This is a genomic window from Bdellovibrio sp. SKB1291214 (assembly GCF_002209355.2).
In the GTDB taxonomy this organism is placed as follows: domain Bacteria; phylum Bdellovibrionota; class Bdellovibrionia; order Bdellovibrionales; family Bdellovibrionaceae; genus Bdellovibrio.
Map to the genome: position 1 here is coordinate 2546607 of NZ_CP106855.1, position 18164 is coordinate 2564770.

General features: G+C 45.1%; 20 protein-coding genes. 10 read left to right on the top strand and 10 right to left on the bottom strand.

All coding sequences use genetic code 11. The annotated features are described in order from the left end of the window. Positions 1 to 63: 63 nt before the first annotated feature. Positions 64 to 870, bottom strand: coding sequence for a hypothetical protein (locus B9G69_RS12600; protein ID WP_265437773.1), 807 nt, complete (start codon positions 868 to 870; stop codon positions 64 to 66). Positions 871 to 1003: 133 nt separating this feature from the next. Here B9G69_RS12600 and mutM point away from each other — a divergent pair, with 133 nt between their 5' ends. The 3 genes from mutM to B9G69_RS12615 all read left to right on the top strand — a co-directional run bounded on the left by mutM (position 1004) and on the right by B9G69_RS12615 (position 5177). Next, positions 1004 to 1822, top strand: a complete 819-nt coding sequence (gene mutM / locus B9G69_RS12605; protein WP_088614790.1) for a bifunctional DNA-formamidopyrimidine glycosylase/DNA-(apurinic or apyrimidinic site) lyase — start codon at positions 1004 to 1006, stop codon at positions 1820 to 1822. Positions 1823 to 1942: 120 nt separating this feature from the next. After that, entirely contained in the window at positions 1943 to 2170 is a 228-nt protein-coding gene (locus B9G69_RS12610) for an acylneuraminate cytidylyltransferase (RefSeq protein WP_088614789.1), read from the top strand. A 553-nt stretch (positions 2171 to 2723) separates the two neighbouring features. Continuing rightward, complete coding sequence (locus B9G69_RS12615) at positions 2724 to 5177, top strand: acyl-CoA dehydrogenase (protein WP_088614787.1); 2454 nt, start codon at positions 2724 to 2726, stop codon at positions 5175 to 5177. A gap of 68 nt (positions 5178 to 5245) precedes the next feature. On the opposite strand, the gene B9G69_RS12620 is transcribed toward B9G69_RS12615, so the two are convergent. The 3 genes from B9G69_RS12620 to B9G69_RS12630 form a co-directional block, all read right to left on the bottom strand. Then, on the bottom strand, positions 5246 to 6289 hold the full coding sequence (locus B9G69_RS12620) for a hypothetical protein (protein ID WP_088614786.1): 1044 nt from the start codon (positions 6287 to 6289) through the stop codon (positions 5246 to 5248). After that, positions 6286 to 7176, bottom strand: coding sequence for a TIGR02147 family protein (locus B9G69_RS12625; protein WP_176400916.1), 891 nt, complete (start codon positions 7174 to 7176; stop codon positions 6286 to 6288). The genes B9G69_RS12620 and B9G69_RS12625 overlap by 4 nt, the downstream gene beginning before the upstream one ends. A gap of 169 nt (positions 7177 to 7345) precedes the next feature. Next, the gene (locus B9G69_RS12630; RefSeq protein ID WP_088614784.1) at positions 7346 to 7951 is read right to left on the bottom strand and encodes a ParB-like protein; all 606 of its coding nucleotides are present in this window, start codon (positions 7949 to 7951) and stop codon (positions 7346 to 7348) included. Between the two features lie 157 nt (positions 7952 to 8108). On the opposite strand from B9G69_RS12630, the gene B9G69_RS12635 reads away from it, so the two are divergent. Next, positions 8109 to 8642 (top strand): hypothetical protein, encoded by a 534-nt coding sequence (locus B9G69_RS12635; RefSeq protein WP_088614783.1) that lies wholly within the window; start codon positions 8109 to 8111, stop codon positions 8640 to 8642. On the opposite strand, the gene B9G69_RS12640 is transcribed toward B9G69_RS12635, so the two are convergent. The 5 genes from B9G69_RS12640 to B9G69_RS12660 form a co-directional block, all read right to left on the bottom strand. Then, positions 8639 to 9286, bottom strand: a complete 648-nt coding sequence (locus B9G69_RS12640; RefSeq protein ID WP_088614782.1) for a hypothetical protein — start codon at positions 9284 to 9286, stop codon at positions 8639 to 8641. The genes B9G69_RS12635 and B9G69_RS12640 overlap by 4 nt on opposite strands. 1 nt (position 9287) lies before the next feature. Beyond that, entirely contained in the window at positions 9288 to 9953 is a 666-nt protein-coding gene (locus tag B9G69_RS12645) for a DUF3943 domain-containing protein (protein WP_254916798.1), read from the bottom strand. A 192-nt stretch (positions 9954 to 10145) separates the two neighbouring features. Beyond that, entirely contained in the window at positions 10146 to 11177 is a 1032-nt protein-coding gene (locus tag B9G69_RS12650) for a hemolysin family protein (protein WP_088614781.1), read from the bottom strand. Positions 11178 to 11362: 185 nt separating this feature from the next. Further along, on the bottom strand, positions 11363 to 11800 hold the full coding sequence (locus B9G69_RS12655) for a response regulator (protein WP_088614780.1): 438 nt from the start codon (positions 11798 to 11800) through the stop codon (positions 11363 to 11365). Between the two features lie 172 nt (positions 11801 to 11972). After that, positions 11973 to 13556 (bottom strand): Rnase Y domain-containing protein, encoded by a 1584-nt coding sequence (locus tag B9G69_RS12660; RefSeq protein WP_265437774.1) that lies wholly within the window; start codon positions 13554 to 13556, stop codon positions 11973 to 11975. A gap of 108 nt (positions 13557 to 13664) precedes the next feature. Here B9G69_RS12660 and B9G69_RS12665 point away from each other — a divergent pair, with 108 nt between their 5' ends. Both B9G69_RS12665 and arfB read left to right on the top strand, forming a co-directional pair. Continuing rightward, a complete protein-coding gene (locus B9G69_RS12665; RefSeq protein WP_088614778.1) occupies positions 13665 to 14144 on the top strand; it encodes an OsmC family protein in 480 nt (159 codons plus the stop codon). Next, positions 14141 to 14545 (top strand): alternative ribosome rescue aminoacyl-tRNA hydrolase ArfB, encoded by a 405-nt coding sequence (gene arfB / locus B9G69_RS12670; protein WP_254916797.1) that lies wholly within the window; start codon positions 14141 to 14143, stop codon positions 14543 to 14545. Before B9G69_RS12665 ends, arfB begins: the two co-directional genes overlap by 4 nt. Here arfB and B9G69_RS12675 read toward each other — a convergent pair. Then, on the bottom strand, positions 14542 to 15807 hold the full coding sequence (locus B9G69_RS12675; protein ID WP_088614777.1) for an MFS transporter: 1266 nt from the start codon (positions 15805 to 15807) through the stop codon (positions 14542 to 14544). The two genes, arfB and B9G69_RS12675, sit on opposite strands and share 4 nt — an antisense overlap. A gap of 25 nt (positions 15808 to 15832) precedes the next feature. Between B9G69_RS12675 and B9G69_RS12680 the strand changes: the two genes are divergently transcribed. From B9G69_RS12680 to B9G69_RS12695, 4 genes are all read left to right on the top strand, one after another. Continuing rightward, on the top strand, positions 15833 to 16225 hold the full coding sequence (locus B9G69_RS12680; protein ID WP_088614776.1) for a hypothetical protein: 393 nt from the start codon (positions 15833 to 15835) through the stop codon (positions 16223 to 16225). 14 nt (positions 16226 to 16239) lie between these two features. Next, positions 16240 to 17052: a sulfite exporter TauE/SafE family protein gene (locus B9G69_RS12685; protein ID WP_088614775.1), complete on the top strand. Its 813-nt coding sequence runs from the start codon at positions 16240 to 16242 to the stop codon at positions 17050 to 17052. Next, the gene (locus B9G69_RS12690; protein ID WP_088614774.1) at positions 17052 to 17438 is read left to right on the top strand and encodes a DUF1634 domain-containing protein; all 387 of its coding nucleotides are present in this window, start codon (positions 17052 to 17054) and stop codon (positions 17436 to 17438) included. Before B9G69_RS12685 ends, B9G69_RS12690 begins: the two co-directional genes overlap by 1 nt. 152 nt (positions 17439 to 17590) lie before the next feature. Next, positions 17591 to 17848 (top strand): helix-turn-helix domain-containing protein, encoded by a 258-nt coding sequence (locus tag B9G69_RS12695; protein ID WP_088614773.1) that lies wholly within the window; start codon positions 17591 to 17593, stop codon positions 17846 to 17848. Positions 17849 to 18164 lie beyond the last annotated feature (316 nt).

The following is an 18164-nucleotide window of genomic DNA, read 5'->3' on the forward strand; positions in this document are numbered from 1 at the left end:
AAGTTTTGCAACTAAGAGATAGTGAAAAAGTCTGAAATGACCTCAAAGAGTCATAAACGTGTTCTAGGGGAGCGGAGGATAAACCTTAAGGTGGATAATTTGAATGTTTTCTGAGCGATCAATATGCCGTGAAACCACTTGGAATCTTGTCCGTGGTGCAAAAATAAACTCCATTTCTGTCGCGTCTTTAGCAACGATGGCCCGCACGGGCTCTGCCACCTCTAGAACCAAGATGTAAGTGCGTTCCATGTTGTAGTCATTGGCGAAATAACGTGCCACTTCCGGATTTACCGAAGTGGAGGTCAAGCGGTCCCATTTCATCATGGTTCCCACTTTACCAAACTTGATGCCTGACGAGGCATCAATACCGCGAAAAAGAATAAATCCCTGCGGGAGCGTCAGACCCTTGTCGAATGCTCCGAGTAAGTTTTGGACCGCTACAGCGTCTTTTTTCTTGAGTGATTGGTTGTTCAGAAACTTTGAAATATTAGCGTTCATCTTTTCATATTCACGTCCACTGAGCTCAGTATAGTCGCTAAGGACTGACTTTTCCAGGGAGGACAGTTTGGCATAATACTCATCAGCTAAACTTTTATAGGAGAGGGCATCTTTATCGGAGGAATAGGTAAACCCAAGAAGTTCCAAATCGGTAAACTTGCTGAAGTCTTTGCGCAAAGCCGTTTGGGCATCCCACTGCAGGAGGGAAAGTTGTGGTTCCGCAGAGGTGAAAACCGCAGCACAAAGCGGCGCCGTCAAAGCAAGTTGCGACCATAACAACGTGGCTAAGCTTAAGAGAAGGAGGGAGGATTTTTTCATCGCCTCACATCCTCCAACTTCCGGGCCATCGCTAAATCGAGTATACGCAATCATGCGTATGAAAAGTGTCAAATTTAAATACAGCAGACATAAAATGTTAAACCAAGTAGAGTTGCTTTTGCGTTCGACTCAATGATAAAAACGCTTTGTCAGCCGAAAATTGAAAAGTCTATGAAGAGGTTAATTTATGCCTGAACTACCCGAGGTCGAAGTCGTCAGAAAAGGTCTTGAGCAGATCCTGATCAAAGAGCCGACTCTTTTAGACATTGAATTGAAGCGTCCTGATTTGCGCGATCCCATTCCTTTAAAAAAATTGAAAACATTGATCGGGCAGAAAATCAAAAAGGTGGAGCGTCGTGCAAAGTACCTTCTGCTTTGGACGAACAAAGGCGGCATGCTTTCGCATCTTGGAATGACGGGGACATGGCGTGTGGCGCCTCTAGGTGATGACCGTTTGCATGATCATATCTATCTGCATTTTTCAGGGGGGTTGCGTCTGGCGTACCGCGATCCGCGGCGCTTTGGGATTTTTGATTTTGTTGCAGCAGATGATGTTGCTGCGCATCCAAGGCTTAAAATTTTGGGACCAGAACCCCTGAGTGCTGAATTTTCGGGCGAATCTTTGTGGCAGAGTTTACGCAATAAAGAGATCGCTTTGAAGGTTGCCATCATGGATCAAAAAGTGGTCGTTGGTGTGGGGAACATTTACGCCAGTGAAGCTCTTTTTGCGGCGAAAATTAAGCCGTCTTTACCTGCGAAAAAGCTCTCTCTTGAGAGAGCAAATCTATTGGTTCGAGAGATCCGTCGCATTCTTGCAGAGAGCATTGAAAAGGGTGGTTCCTCGATCAGTGATTTTGCACAAACTTCGGGCGAAAGCGGTTACTTTCAAAACACCTTCAAAGTATATGATCGTGCAGGAGAACCGTGTGTTGTGTGCAAACAACAGATCAAATCGAAAGTGATGGGCGGTCGGAATACTTTCTGGTGCGGACATTGCCAGAAATAATTTTCAAAATTTTATTGCTAAGGTATTAGAAATTTGTATAACTTAGCCCTTAGTCGAGATTAACAAAAAACACAAATTCGCCATTTCGGCGGGTTTGTAAATTTACGAAGGGACACAACAATGAAAGCTATCGTTATCGCAGCTTTGCTAGCACTTTCTTTCACAACTGGTTTCACTTGCTCTAAAAACCAACCAGCTGAAACTACAACTACTACTGAGACTACTACTACAGCTCCAGCAGCTGACGGTGCAGCAGCTCCAGCAGCAGACGCTACAGCTACTCCAGCAGCTGATGCAACTGCTACTCCAGCAGCATCTCCTGCAGCTCCAGCTGGCGAAACTAAGTAATTAGTTTTTCTTAGTTGAGATGAAAAAGCCACCGGAAGGTGGCTTTTTTTTTGCCTTCGAGCGGGGGCGATGAAAAAGGCCCATCTCCTTCGTTGGAGGGGGCCGTCCTCGCTCCGACGTACCTTAAGTACGCCTGCGCTGCGGGCGGCCCCCTCCGCCTCGGATCTGGACCTTTTTGATCGCCCCCTTGGTGGGTTGCTTCTTGCTCTTCTGCATAACTCTTCGTTGGTTTTTTGGCTGGGCCCTGCGGGCGCCGCTTTTTTTTGGCTGGCTGTCGCCTTTGGCGACTTAGCGCCGCTGTTGGTGGGGTTTTCAGCTCGTTGGGCTCGGTTCGAAGAGTTCCGAATTATTCGATTAAAATGGGGACTGGGTGTCCTTTTTTGCCGGTTTTATTTTGTTGGGCGGGCGGGGAACTGGTTTGAATTAGTAGTTGTGCTCTAGTTTTGACAGTACTTAAGCCCTCGTATTTGTTGGGTAAATATCGAAGTTCGCTTGCTTGCCTTTGGATTTAGGAGTGTAATTGATGGGGTAAGCAATAATAAGGAGAATCATCGTGGATTCAATCAGCGTTTATGGGTATTTCTTAGAGTGCTGCACTTGGGCTTGGGTTTTGGGCTCGATTGTGGCGCTGTTGTTTGTTGGCTTCTTTGGAAGTCCTTTGATCGTTTGGACGATCTTGATTGCGGCAATCATGGTGGGCTTTGCGGCTCCGATGTGGTTGTTTGTTGTGGGTGCTGTTTTGGCAGTTATCTTCAACGTGCCGCCGATTCGTACAGCACTTGTTACTTCAGGTGTGTTTGCGATCTTTAAGAAGTTTCAATTCCTTCCTAAAATTTCTGATACTGAAAAAGCCGCTCTAGATGCGGGTGTGGTGTGGGTAGAGAAAGATCTTTTCTCTGGTAAACCCAACTTCCAAAATTTGATGAATGAAGCTTATCCAGATTTGACGGCGGAAGAAAAAGCCTTCGTTGAAGGCCCGGTTGAAACTCTTTGTAAAATGATCGACCACTGGGAGATCTATAAAACGAAAGAAATTCCTCCAGCTATTTGGGATTACATCAAGAAAGAAAAATTCTTAGGGATGATCGTTCCTAAAGAATACGGTGGTCTTGGCTTCTCGGCACTTTGCCACTCTGAAGTTATCATGAAACTTTCTTCGCGCTCTTTGGCAGTTGCGATCCAAGTCATGGTTCCGAACTCATTGGGTCCTGCAGAGCTTCTTGCTCACTACGGTACTGATGCTCAGAAAAAACACTGGTTGCCTCGTTTAGCGGATGGCTTGGAAATCCCATGCTTCGGTTTGACAGAGCCAAATGCCGGTTCTGATGCGGGTGCGATTACTTCTACGGGTGTTTTGTTTAAAGACACTGATGGTAAAATCAAAATCAGACTGAACTGGAATAAACGTTGGATCACGTTAGCGGCGATCTCTTCTGTTATCGGTTTGGCGTTCCGTCTTCGTGACCCTGAAAATCTTTTGGGTAAAGGTGAAGACCTTGGTATCACTTGCGGTTTGATCCCTTCTAACACGCCAGGCGTTGTTTTGGGTCGTCGCCATGATCCACTAGGAACTCCGTTCTATAACTGCCCAACACAAGGTAAAGACGTTGTCGTCGTTGCTGAAGATGCTATCGTTGGTGGTATCGGTGGTGCAGGTCGTGGTTGGATGATGTTGATGGAGTGTTTGGCGGCGGGTCGCGGTATCTCTCTTCCAGCTCAAGCTACAGGCGGTACTAAACTTGCGATGCGTGTGACTTCTGCTCATGCGGTTGTTCGTCGTCAGTTCGGTGTTTCTATCGGTAAATTTGAAGGTGTTGAAGAGCCTCTAGCTCGTATCGGTGCTTCGACTTATGCATTGGAAGCAATGAGAAGATATTGCTTGGGTGCTTTGGATAAAGGTATCAAACCAGGCGTTATCACAGCGATGCAAAAATACTATGCGACTGAAATGGGTCGTAAAGTGATCATTGATGCGATGGACATCATGGGCGGTGCGGGTATCTCTCTAGGTCCCCGTAACGTACTTGCTGAAATCTACATCGCAACTCCGATCGGTATCACGGTTGAGGGTGCAAACATCATGACTCGTACATTGATCATCTTTGGTCAAGGTGCGCTTCGTGCCCATCCATTTGCTTACGCTGAAGTAAAAGCATACGAAGCTAACGATCTAAAAGGTTTCGATAGAGCGTTCTTCGGTCACATTGGTCACATCGTACGTAACACGTGCCGTGCGATCCTATTGTCATTCTCTCGTGGTTACTTGGCTGCTACTCCAGATTGCCATCCACAAATGAAAGTCTACTTCCGTCGTATGTCTTGGGCATCGGCTACATTCGCATTGCTGTCTGACGTAGCGATGGGTGTGCTCGGTGGATCTTTGAAAATGAAAGAGAAAATCACAGGTCGTTTCGCAGATATCTTGGCCCACATGTATATCGCGACAGCTATCTTGCGCCGCTTCGAAGCAGAAGGCCGCAAAGAAGAAGACTTGGCATTTGCTCACTACAACTTGAAAATGTGCATGGTTGAAATCCAAAAAGGTTTCGATGGTATCTTTGATAACTTGAAGATCCCAGGTGCTCGTTGGTTCTTTAAAGGCTGGATCGGTGCTTGGTCTCGTATCAACTCCATCGGTTCTCAAGCTTCTGACGGTTGGACTCACGCTATTGCATCAGAAATGATGAAAGAAGGCGGTATCCGCGATCGTTTGACTCAAGGTATTTACCTTCCTAAAGAACGCGATCAAGCAGTAGGCCGTTTGGATTACGCTTTCTCGGTTTCTTTAAGAGCAGACGCTGCTGAGAAGAAAATCAAAAAAGCCATCCGCGATAAAGCTCTTCCTAAACAGAAGACGAACACATTGGTTGATGAAGCTTTGAATAAAAACATCATCACTGCTGAGGAAGCAAAACTTCTGAAAGAAGCAGATCAAGTTCGCTATGACGCGATCCTGGTTGATGATTACAACGAAGAGCAATACCACGCAAACAAAGTCATCCCTTAGTCATAAGGTACGGACACACTTTGTCCAAACGAAAAACCCCGGTTCATCGCCGGGGTTTTTTATTTGTCTCAACGTTTTTCAACGAAGCTTATGTGAGTGCTGTATAGGTCCATGCTAGACAAACTCTTATTCAGTTGCTCAATAAGGTCTTCAAGTTCTTTTAAAATACTTTGAACTTCATCCTTCGTGTCGTTCTTGATATAGGGAATCAGCGTATTCGGATGCATCAAAGGCAAGCGAGTGTTTTTTTCGAAAAGCCCTGAAAGCATATGTGCCGTAATGGGCGGGCGAGTACGAGTCCGTTTGTCCTTCACGAAGTAACGAGCCTCTAAAGTCATTCTAAGTCTTGGAATATCAGGGCCCGTTGTCCAATTGGCAACGGAGATAAGCTGCAAATATCGAAGACGCAAATAGATGTCGCCCAAAATATTATTTGCGGGTTTCAACAGGGGATAAACGCTCGTTTGAACAGCCGTCAACTCCTTAAGTTGGGCGTTTGTCATTGAATTCATATCCATGACGTAAGATGTGACCGCGTCTTTGTCATCCCAGTTAACAGCGTTGAAGCGATTTAAAAACTGACCATCAACCAGATAGACCGCGTTCGGATTGTATTCAGGCAATCCATTTTTCATAAGGTACTGCATGACATATTTCTGAAAAATTACGGCGTCGGCTTCGTCATAATTCAATAGGTGCAAGTATTCGTGAGCTAGCAAAGCCAGGATTTGGAGTTCGGGAAAGTCTTTGCTTGCGCTTCTTTCTAAGCGCTTCCAGCTTACACAAATAGATTGATAGGGAGTTACGTAAGCTGCTGCTGATTTTTTTTGGCCATTGACGATGCAGGGAGCTTCTTGAATTTCCAAAGGTGTTCTTTCGATGATGTTTTCAAACTCTTCGAAACGTTCCTTTGGCAACACCGTATCGATGTTATCAGCATACATCCAAGAGTGAGCCAATAGTCGCAACTTGTGGGGAGCCGTCATCAGGATAGACATGATACCGGGCTGCGCAGTACGTATTGTGTCGCCCCCATTCCCAATACGAACTGTATTCGCCGAAGCGACCGAGAGTCCCAACATCAATATAAAAATTGCGATTACTAATTTCATAGAATGTTCTCCAATGCAGGGGAGGGTGAAACGGCATTGTCTTTAGCAGTTGAAACGGGGACTTCAAGTCGTTGACTTGTCGGAATGATGTTAAGATTCATTTGGCAAATGCGCGAACCATCTAACGAATCTGACGTGTATTTCTTGCTTAAGAAGCTTAAAAATTGGTCGACGTCTTTTTTAAGTTCTTCGTATTCTATCTGGTTCAAAGTGAGGGACATAGACTCAAAATGACGTTCTGTGGAAGGCAGCATGATGGCGTTTTGTGCCTCGGTTAAAGCATTGTTATGGAAGGACTGAATCGCGGTGCTGCTCATTGTACTTGGAATTCGCAAATTATTAGTCGTCGAAGACCAACACCCGCTGGCTTCGTTGTAAGTTGCAAGTCCACAGGCTTTGATAGTTTCTAAAATTTCCAGGGCTTCTGATCTTGGGATTTCAAATGTTTGTGCGACGAATGCTGCCGTACATTTTAGAGGCTGAAGAGTTAAAAGCAGATGCACACGAGGCGTTTTAGGATTTGCCAAAAACTTAACGACATCTTTAACGTCCTCGCCATCATGTTGTTTGTATAAAGCGATGATCTGCTGGAAGTGATATTCCTTAGTGCGAAAATTGGAAGCGTTGGCATAAAGGACTAAGTGTTCAAAGTATTCAGCCTCTAAAGGATTTAATTTTAAGGAATTTAAAATAAGTGGTATCGAGTCATTCCCCAGATTGCGAGTTCCATGAAGAATGTTGCTTAAGGCGCTACGGCTTTTAAAACCACATTGGCGAGTCCAAGTGCCAAAGGAAAAGGAAGGTGTCTGGGACTTATTAAAGTCATACCAATGACGTAAAAACAGTCGGTAATCAATAAAGGTGGTGACCTGAGGTTTGCTGCTCACTGTGTTCCTTACATGTTCCAGAAATGGGGGCTCTGAATACACATAGAACCAAGAGCGAGCAATTGAAAAGGACCTAAATAGCCAAATTTAATGGGAATATGTATTTTGGTAAATTTATTTCGGTTTCATGGTTCAAGGAGTTTCGCAGGTTCTGTGAATACGTTGAGGGTCATATTTCGTCTTTCCCCATGTATCCAGGTAAGCGTCGCGCATCGGGATGGCGAGCCGCGACCAGGGCTTTTTTGAGTCCCAATCGGAAATCCGTCAGATAACTTGATTTCAAAAGTCTTTTCTTGCGGAAGTAATTGGCCCATTTGAATTCCGCAAAAGTCTTTTTGCTATTCTTATAGCCCCCATGTTGGCGACATAGCCATGCTAACGTTCGATAAGGGTCATTGCCGATTCCCCGGATGTCTTTAGGGAAATACAAAGAATCAACGGGGCCGTTTCCACGAGTATCAAAGGGATGCGCCCAATGATTTTTAATCATGCGTCTCCAAAACTCACGATAGGAAACTGATTTAGGAAAACGGTATACGACTTTGACATAAACGCTTTTCACTCCCGCCATCCACAGGGCGCAGGTTTTGTGATGATTATCGATCAGATAAAGATCTCCATTAGGCGCTTGCACCACGGGAACAGGCTCTTCACTAAGAGTTTTTTTAAGCTTTTTAGGGCTCATTTTTTTGTATTCTTTTGTTTTGATTTCAACTTCCAAAAGACTCATGGCAAGTTGGGAGGGCCGAAGAGATAAAATCTTTTTCTTTTTCATAAAATAAAAGTCCTACGAAAAATATCTTAAAGCACTTTTGTTAAGTCAGAGATTACCGACGTTAAAATGTTTCAAATGACAGATTTTGTATTTTCCCCTTGATCATAGCGTCTGCAAACAGGGGCGGATTAGGATGGAAACTTATCGGAGGTTTTCAGTGAGTTTAAAAGGTGGGATCATCTTTGTGGGGTTTTTATTATCTTCATCATTCGCATTCGCTGAACTGCAAATCACCGCCAATCAAAATATCTGGGCAGTGCCTTCGACATCCAAAAGCTGCAAGGCGTGGAAGGAAAACCAAGAGGCCGACGACATCAAACCTAAGTATATTAATCTCGGCAATATTAGCTTTTTGTGGTCAGACCCAAAAAAAGATTTTCGTATCAAGGAAATCAAAGTTTCAATTCGCGATAAAATCCTAAAAAACGGCGAATATATCTGTCGTATTGACGGCGAGCAGTTGAAAGCTTTAAGCGAAGGTGATTGGCTGACGATAAAAAAGGCTGGATCTCACCAGCATTCCTATGTGGGAACCGATTGCCCCGCCCTGTGCGGAAGCATCGAGTTCGATAAAGATATGGCCGCTACAATGAACGGCAAGATCGAAGTCATAGGGGATGCGCTTGAAAACGGGAAGTCCGATGAGCAAGTTTATGGACTTCCTATCGAGGTTGATAATCTTGAATTTTAAAAAGCCATTATCCCGACAGTGAAGGAAAGACTGTAAATGGAACTTTCGCCGTCGACGTTTTTACCAGAAATGATCACGGGCACTTCACCATCCATGCGGATGTCGCTTTGTTGTTTCAGTTCATGATAGGCAACGCCAAGTTCTGTAAACCACACACGTCCTTTGCTGGTGATATGCATTGTTCCGATCGCGCCGCCAATGACAGGCCCATCGAATTGCAGGCGGTCGACGTTTTCTCCATTTGTTTTACTGTGATCTCCATTTAAAAAAATCACCATGGGTGCGCGGCCCACAAACAATCGTCCATAGGGCTGACCTAGTTGATAGTCCGTCAAACTTGGCAGTGGCGTGCGAACTCCCACTGTGAATAACGTATCCCACAGCAGATAGTTACTAACGCGATTGAATCCCACGGAAGATCCAATTTCAATGGCCCAGTCTTCGTTGATAAAGTAGGTGATATCGGTTTTAAGATTTAATCCTAAACCACCATCGTAAGTTCCATCTTGATCTGAGAATAACGCCGTATTGCCGCCCACACCCGCAAAAAGGTGCATGCCCTTGCTCCAATTGTAGGGAAAAAAGTCTTGCGAATAAGCCAGCGGTGAAATCATTAAAATCAGGCCAATTATAAATGCCTTCATACTAAAACCTCCAGGACACAAGAAGTCCCAGGGAGTCGGGTTGAATAATAGGCATCGATGTCACATCTGATTTTTTATCTTTAATAAGCTCGAAAGGATTTAAGAGGTAACCAAATACATGGGCGAATTTAGATTCGCGTTTCAAAAAATCCTCACTGGCCCGCTCTGCTCCCATGCCCAGTAAAGTTCCATACACGGGTGTCTGATACATGTCTTGAAAGCTGGGTCTTTCGGTAAATGTTTCCACAGCAAATTCAAATGCCAGTGAAGATAAGATCGTCCATTGAAAGGCTTCGACTTCTGAATAGCCGCGAGAGCGATAAAATAGGTAATAGTAATTCCCCGAGATCGCATGTTTGACGATATTATAATCAAAGGAGTCTTTGTCGAAATCAGGTCGCAGCGGATAACTAAAGAAGTTATCCCAGGAGCCATGCTCTTGAATAGTTTCGTGTTGGGTGACTAGGTAAACGGCCCATTGGGCGCCGTAAACCATTCCAAAGTTAACGGCCAATTCTTTTCCTGATCTTTCAGGGGGAGGCGGGTAAAGTTTCAATTGAAGCTGTTTTAGCTCTTCCACTTCTAGGGCGATTTGTTTTTCTAAAGCCTGTTGGCGATCTTTCAGCTCTTGGAGTTCTTTTAGATGCTCAGGCAGTTGCGATGCCACAAGTGGTGCCTCGGGACCTGGGCAAATCCAGGGTTCGATAAAGCGAGCAGGAATAGTGTCAGAATAAGCAGTCGTAATTTCATAAGCAGATACTTTCTGTATCTAACTTATCGCCGCATTTTGATTGTTTTGTGAGAGGACTGAATCAGGAATCATTGTTGCGCATATGGAACAATGATTCCCAGGTCGGTATTAAGGGCGGCGGCGAGACTTCGCTGCCAAAAGCTTTTTAACGAAGCCATCGTCATCTTCGTCAAAGATGTCGCCGATGATTTCTTCAAAGATATTTTCCATGGTGACCAAGCCATGCAAATTCGCACGTTCATAAATGATCGCCATGTGCGAGTTCTGCTGCTGCATTTGCACCAGGATGCGGAAGACGGGCTCAAAGGCTTTGAACTTTAAAACCGGGCGAATCAGGGTCTGCCAATCGACGTTTTTATACTTTAACGCCGTAAAAAATTCTTTAGAGTTAATCAGCCCCACGATTTCATTATCATGCATAACCGGTATGCGAGTGTGCCCTGAATTAACGATGATTGTTTCAACGTCTTCAATGGCATCGTCTTTACGAACAAAGACAACCTCTTTCCAGGGCACCATGATGTCCCTGGCAAGCATTTTGTCGGCGCTCACTAGGTTCATAATGTATTGTTTTGTTTGATGGGGCAGATCTTCCAATTCGAAGTCGTGCTCGCCGTGACCATGTTCGTGAGACTGGCCTAAGGAGAAGATCTTCAAAATCATGTGGGTTGATTTTTCTAAAATCGACACAAATGGAGAAAGAACTTTCTCGCCCCAGTAAAGACTGCGAGCTGTCCACAAAGCGATGGTCAGTGAGTTACGCAGCGCTAAGGTCTTGGGCACAAGCTCACCAACAACGACGCTTAAATAGGACAATGGTAAAACCACTGTCACAATTGAAAGCGCGTCTGCAGTGCTCGAGGAAAGATTGAAGTATTCAATATACAGGGGGGAAAGGGCTTCTTCAGCTCCCGCACCACCCACGGCGGCGGCAACAGCACCCACGACCGTAATACCGATTTGGATGACGGAGAGTGTGCGCTCGGGACTTGCCTTCAGTTTCAAAAGCAGGCGTGCGCGGATATCTTTGGCAGAGATTTTTTGCAGCTGAACTTTACGAACAGTTACAAAGGCCATCTCGGCGCCAGATAGGATCATATTGATCAATAGACAGATGATGACGACTAATAACTCAGTCACGGCGACCACCAAAGTAAGTGGCGTTCGGGTGAGCTTGCGCTGTCTGAACAAATTGTGAAGCGATTTTTAAAAGAGAAACGGATTGAGATTTGGGTAGGGGGTCAGGATTCATAGGTGCTCACAGTAGCAAATAAAAAACCCGATTCCTAGTTGAAACCGGGTTTATTCTATCAAGATTCTGTTAATTAGATGCTTTTGAGTATGAAGTTGAACGAGCGCATCATTGAGCTGAAAGCTTGGCGTTTATTTATGAAACCAAGATAAGAAAAGTTTCTAACTAGTGGTAAATCCAGCTCTTCTTCGCTGTGACCTGTGTATATCACCACGGGGATTGTCTTCTTAATTTTGTTCACCTTCTTTTCGGTCAACAGACGATCCATTAACAAAAGCGTATCGCGGCCACCCATCTGTGGCATCTGCCAATCCAATACGACAAGGTCATAAGGTTTGCTTGCAAGCAGGGGAATGGCGTCTTGACCGTCGAAGGCCATAGTTACGTCGCATTTATAATGATCCAAAATGTGGGACATCAATTTCACTGAGTCTAAACTGTCATCAATGACAAGCACTCGAGGGATGCGTTGTTTCTCTAGCGATGTTGATGAATTGGTCTCTAGCACCATAAAATTCTCCTCTGTCACTGTCTTACTTGGTCTATTTGAACCGATGTAAAACGGAGAATCTTCTAAAAGAAACTGTCTGACGGGATCTTAATAAAAGGTCTGTCGAAACACATAAAGTCTTCGTGTTTCGACAGTCTAAAGGCCGTAAATTCGTGAGGAATATGATGAAGTACTAAGCAAGTTCTTTGCGAGTTTGCTCTGTTACAACTGTTTCGCGCACCACGACGACTTTGATTTGTCCTGGGTAATTGCATTCTTCTTCGATTTTAGCTGCAATTTTTTTAGACAAATCTAATGCGTGCAGATCGTCGACCTTTTTGCCGTTCACCATTACGCGACACTCGCGGCCCCCGCTCAGAACGAAACAATCAGTCACGCCTGGGAAGCTACGAGCGATGTCTTGCAATTCAGAAACTTTCTGATTGTAAGATTCGATTGTTGAACGACGTGCGCCGGGACGGGCCCCTGAAACTGCATCGGCTGCGATAACAAGGAAGGCATGATCTGTCGAAGGCTGTTCATCAAAGTGATGGGCTTTAACAGCATGTACAACGTCAGGCGCTTCACCACGAGCAGCGATGAAATCAGCACCAATCACAGCATGGCCACCTTCTTGTACGTGGTCCATGGATTTACCAATATCGTGAAGCATGCCCACGCGGCGTGCTTTTTTGATATCAAGTCCAAGTTCTGCTGCCATCAACCCTGCAAGCCAGCCAACTTCACCACAGTGAAAGTATTGGTTTTGTGTGAAAGAATAACGATAGCGCAAAGAGCCCATCATCTGACGGATTTCCGCATTCAGACCTTCAAGCTTTAACTCTTTAGCTAAAGAATCGCCATCGTGTTTGATATTTTTGAAAAGTTCTTTCTTCTGATTTTCCGCAATTTTTTTGATGAATTCCGGAGTGATGCTTTTCTTCTCTTTAAAGATTCTTTCCAGCGTTCTGCGAGTTAGCTCGCGGCGAACAGGGTCAAAGCCCGCAACGCCCACCATCTCCATATCTTGCTCAACGATGATGTCACAACCACAGCTATCTTGAACGGCTTTGATGTTGGCTCCCGCAGGATCCACAAACAATTTACGAGCATGGGCATCGGGAAAGTTCACCGCACCAATCCCGCGCTCAGGACAGTATGGACGTGCAAAACGGTCAATGACCATGGCCAAGATTTTTTTAGCGCGAGTTTCGGCGTGTTCTTTGGCGTCTTCCTCGTGCTCTTGGGCCAGGCGGGCTGCTCTACGAACAGCTTCATCTTCCATCTTCGCTTTAAGTTCTGACTTGAAATCCTCCGCGGAAGTTCCAAGCTTCGCTGTTAGCTTTTGAATGAATTCACCATTTAAAGACTTTTGCAGGTCTTTGATTTTTGCAAGTTCGGCCTCTTGGCCACGTAAAACTTGTTCTTGGTTTTTCACATCAGCTTCACGTTCCTGAAGTTTCTTTTTTTCTTCCTGAACGATGGAATCAGCTTTGGCTTTCTTTTCGTTGGCGACCTCTTGCAAATCTTCAATGCGACCTTCTGACTTTAACATGTCAGGTTCCACTTTGGTCCACATTTCCATTTCGATTTCTTGAATGCGCTCTTTTTGCTCAAGCTCTTTAAGCTCGATCGCTTCCTTCGTTTCATCGATGATTTCCTGGGCCTCTTCACGAGCCAGACGAAGCGTGCGTTTCACATTCAACTTGTGCAAGGCCCAACCCAATAATCCACCGGCTATAATTCCAACCAGGGCTGTAGCAATCAATGCAGTCATAAATACTCCTAACCCTCTAAGTTTACTGCCGAGTTCCTGATAACGCAAATTCTCATAGGGTTTACTTCATGTGTTATTCAGTCTAGACTGACGCGCAGGGAGGCAACTATGGGCCAGATGGAAACGAAGACACAATGGACAGGTAAAGGCTTAGGTTTTGCGGCCGAGTCACGAGGATTAAAGTTCGTTATGGACGGAAAGCCTGCTGACGGAAGCGATCAAGGTCCGTCTCCAAAGGAAGTTTTGCTCGCAAGCATTTGTGCCTGCTCGGGTATGGACGTGGTTTCCATTTTGCAAAAAATGCGACTGGATCTGCAGTCCTGTGATGTTGATGCGCAAACGGAAACCACGGAAGGGCATCCTGCCATCTTTAAATTGGTTCGTGTGCAATATTTGATCAAGGGCAGTAATATCAAACCGGAGCAAGCCATCAAAGCAGTGACTTTGTCGATGACGAAGTACTGCGGCGTCACTGCTATGGTATGTCCCACGTCTCCTGTGCAATTTGAAATCTTTTTGAACACAGAAAAGATTCACGACGGTAAAGCAGACTTCACAGAAGCCATGAAGGAATCTCACAAGTCATGATCATTGATGTCGCGCAGTTTTATCACGAATTTGATTTCACCTATGCTCGCTCTCGCGGGCCGGGTGGGCAAAATGTAAATCGCACCAATTCGGCGGCGATTTTACGTTGGAATGTGCGCGACAGCCAAAGTTTGCCGGAGCCGATTAAGTTGCGTTTGCTGGAAAAGTTGGCAAATCAGCTCACAGTTGATGGTGATATCTTGATTCGCAGTGAAGAATTCAGAGATCAAGATCAGAATCGTTCAGCTTGCCTCAAACGATTGCAGGCCTTGGTGCAAAAGGCCTTATTCGTTCCTAAGAAACGGGTCGCAACCAAACCCACTCGCAGTTCTGTGCGAAAACGGTTGGATTCTAAGAAACGTCATTCCGAAGTCAAAGCCGGCCGCAAAAAACTTTATTAGTGAGCTTCTGCGATCACAGGCTCGGTGGCAGGGCCTTGCGGCCCCTCTGTCGCGGTGATTTTGCGCGAGAGATAAATCGCGATCAAAGTTACAGTGATCGACATATATCCCACCAGTTCATAGTTTTCCAAGCGGCCCGAAGGCGCTTTAACAATGATGATGCCTGCGATATAGCTGGCCAGCGCAGAGGATAGCTGTTGCACGCAACTAACGATACTCATAAAGCTGCCACGATTTTGCGGTGACGCGGTTCCAGAGACCAGGGCTGTCGCTGGAATCATTCTGCCTCCGGAGACCACAAAGAACACGGACGTGATCGAAAGCACCAACCAAGCTGGACTTGCTGTCAGATGAGTGATGGCGAAGATCGGCAGAGTGCACAGGGCGGCGCCAAATAAAAAGACCTTGTGTTTTCCTAATCGATCCGACATGCGACCAATCATCGGTGAAGTAAAGATCGTAAATAACCCACCAATCATGTAAATCAATGGCAGTTGTTCTTCGGTCAAACCTGCATTGGAAACCATCGATGGTGATAAGTACGGAATAATCGCAAAGTGACCAAAAATCACAGTCGACATAAATATCAAAGCACGGATTTGATTTTTATTTTTAAAAATACGCAGCAAAGACTGATAGACAGCTTCTTTTTCCCGCGGATGCTCCAAATGACCACGTACAGGTGGAACGCCAAAATAAGCAACCACGCATAGCACGAGGGACGCCACTCCTAGAAATATAAAAGGCGCATGCCACGAGAATTGGTTTGCAAGATACAAGCTAAACGGGACACCAAAAATCGAGGCCACTGAAAACGAAGTCATGATGATCCCCATTGCAGAGCCGCGGCGTTCGTATGAAATAGCGTCGCTGACAATCGAAAGAACCAGTGAGCTGAGCACGCCACCAAAAATTCCTGTTAAACCACGCGCCAACAAAAGGAGTTCGTAGGTAGGTGCCAAGGCGCACGCAATAGTTCCAATCGAAAAGCCAAGGAAGAAAAATAGCAGCATGTTCTTGCGATCAAACTTATCCATAAAGAATGAGGCTGTGAAACCACTTAGGCCCGCGCAGAAGCTGTACGATGACACAAGTAGTCCGAACTGGTGTGGGGAGATCTGAAACAGCCGCATGAGTTGAGGTCCCAGTGGCATCATGATCATGAAATCCACGATAGAGCTGAATTGAACAGATGCTAATATTCCTAGAAGTACTTTTTCTTTTTTAGAAAACACCGCGGGGTCCTTTTTGTTGACGTCCATCGAAAATATCCGATAATTCAAGTCTATGGCAACACTAAGTAAAATTCTAAAAACTATTTTGGGCTTTGTTATTTTCGCAGGAATTCTCTGGGTTGTGATTAACAACTACAGCGTGATTTTTTCCAAGACGGTCGTCGGTGAAGTTGTGAACGTAGAACGCGTTGAGTTGCCAGTTGCCTTGATTGCCCGTGCCGGCGGCGAACTGAATGAAAAAGTCTTTTCTTTCGCGATCAGCGTGAAAGATCAAAACTCGAATGAACTGTTTGCAGCCACATCTGAAGATCGTCAGTGGGCGATTGTTCAAAAGGGTCAATGTGTAGAGGCCGTATATTTGCCATACCCACCGTGGAAATTGGAAAAACGCGGTACTTACTTTGGAGCACGCTTAGTAAAATTGTACGAATGCCCTGCTAAATAGGGATTTAGGTTTTTATGCATGAGATACTTCTTCTAATCACAGCAGTCGGAGCAGGGTTTTTAGGAGCTTTGCTGGGGTTGGGAGGAGGTATCATCATCGTGCCTGTTCTCACGCTTATTTATCACATCGACATTCGCTATGCCATTGCAGCCAGTTTAATCTCTATTGTCGCAACGTCTTCCGGCGCGGCGGCCAGTTATCTTAAAGATTCACTCACGAACCTGCGTTTAGCCGTGTTTTTAGAAATCGGCACGGTGAGTGGTGCGATCGTCGGATTTTTACTCGCGTCGTATATCAAAGCCAAGTTTCTGTTTTTAATCTTTGGCGTGTTTTTGTTTTTCTCAGCATTAATGATGCTTAGAAAACGCCACGAGCATTATTCTCCCGTCAATCATCCTTGGGCTGACAAATTGAAACTCGATGGTGGTTTTCCCGAGGGTGGACATTGGAAGACCTACAAAGTCGAGATGGTGCCGCTGGGCTTATTTGCGATGTTTGGTGCGGGGGTGCTTTCCGCGTTACTTGGTATCGGCAGTGGTATTTTCAAGGTTCTTGCAATGGACGGGGCGATGAAACTTCCTATTAAAGTGTCATCAGCGACTTCCAATTTCATGATTGGCGTCACGGCTTCAGCAAGTGCCGGTGCTTATTTGTTAAAAGGTGATGTGCGACCTGAAATCGCGGCGCCAGTTGCGGTGGGAATTATCATCGGCTCTATGGCCGGTGCAAAAGCCATGACCAAGATGCCAGCCGGTGTGATTCGAAAAATCTTCGCTGTGATTCTTTCTATTGTTTCCGTTCAAATGATCATGAAGGGGCTTAAATAATGGCGCCACAATCCCAACAAGACCAAGCTCTTCACGATTTAGAACTTAAAATCAGTAAAATGCTTCGAAGTGGAGTTTACATCTCCGGTGCCTTGATGAGTATCGGCTGGATCTGGCAATGGATTGTTGAGGGAGATACTCTGGCAACGTTCCAAACCTACGAACAGAAATCTCTTTACGAAACCCTTCATTGGGCCGTGGTGATGCAAAATCGTCCGCTCATTATCTCTATCGCAGGTCTTGCAGTTTTGGTTTTACTGCCGATCACGCGCGTTTTCTTAACGGGCATCCTATTTGTAAAGCAGAAAGACAGGATTTTAGCCCTTATGGCCTTTGCGGTTTTCTTTTGCCTGGTGGCCAGTTTCTTTTTGGGTATCGATCTTTAGCACTCAAAATGTTTCTAGAGCATCGTCGGCGCATTTTCTCTTATTATGGTTTAGTTCGATTGCGAACACTTAAAGCCGTCAACCCTGTCGGTGATTGCGATCTTCTGATATAAGCATTTCTTTAAGTAAGTACCGCAATTGAAAGAACGCCTATGTTATTAAAAGATTATCTCAGGGATAAAAGGGTTTCCGCAGGTTTTGATCTCTCTGAAGCCTCTCAGCAGCTAGGATATCAAGACTTCAAATTCCTTTCTAACGTCGAGCTTGGCATCAAATTACCCACCACGGATTTGCTTTTAAAAATGTGCGATGTTTACGGGGTCAGTCCTGCAGAGATGCGCGAAGTCTATATTAATGAAGCAAAAAGTCGGGCTACGGCTTCTGCAGCGGAACGTTGGGATAATGATTAATATGAGTTGGCTTGCGAATTTTATATAGCCGATGTGATCGCGACTGAGATGGCAATAACAATTAAGTAAATCAGAATAAACTTCTTAAGATTCATGCGCGCGACACTACAAGAAAAATTCCAGAGAGAGAAGTGCTGACTTCAGTGCTAGCCCGCGTATAAACCATTTTTGCAAGACTACTGAGAACTCCGTAACTTTTTAGCATCGATAAATTCTCGGGCAAAATTGATTGAATAGAGTTGCTCACTCTTAAAGAGCGTCTGGGTTTTCTCTCAAAACAAACTTTGCTAAAACAAATGTTCACCTAAAGGATTTA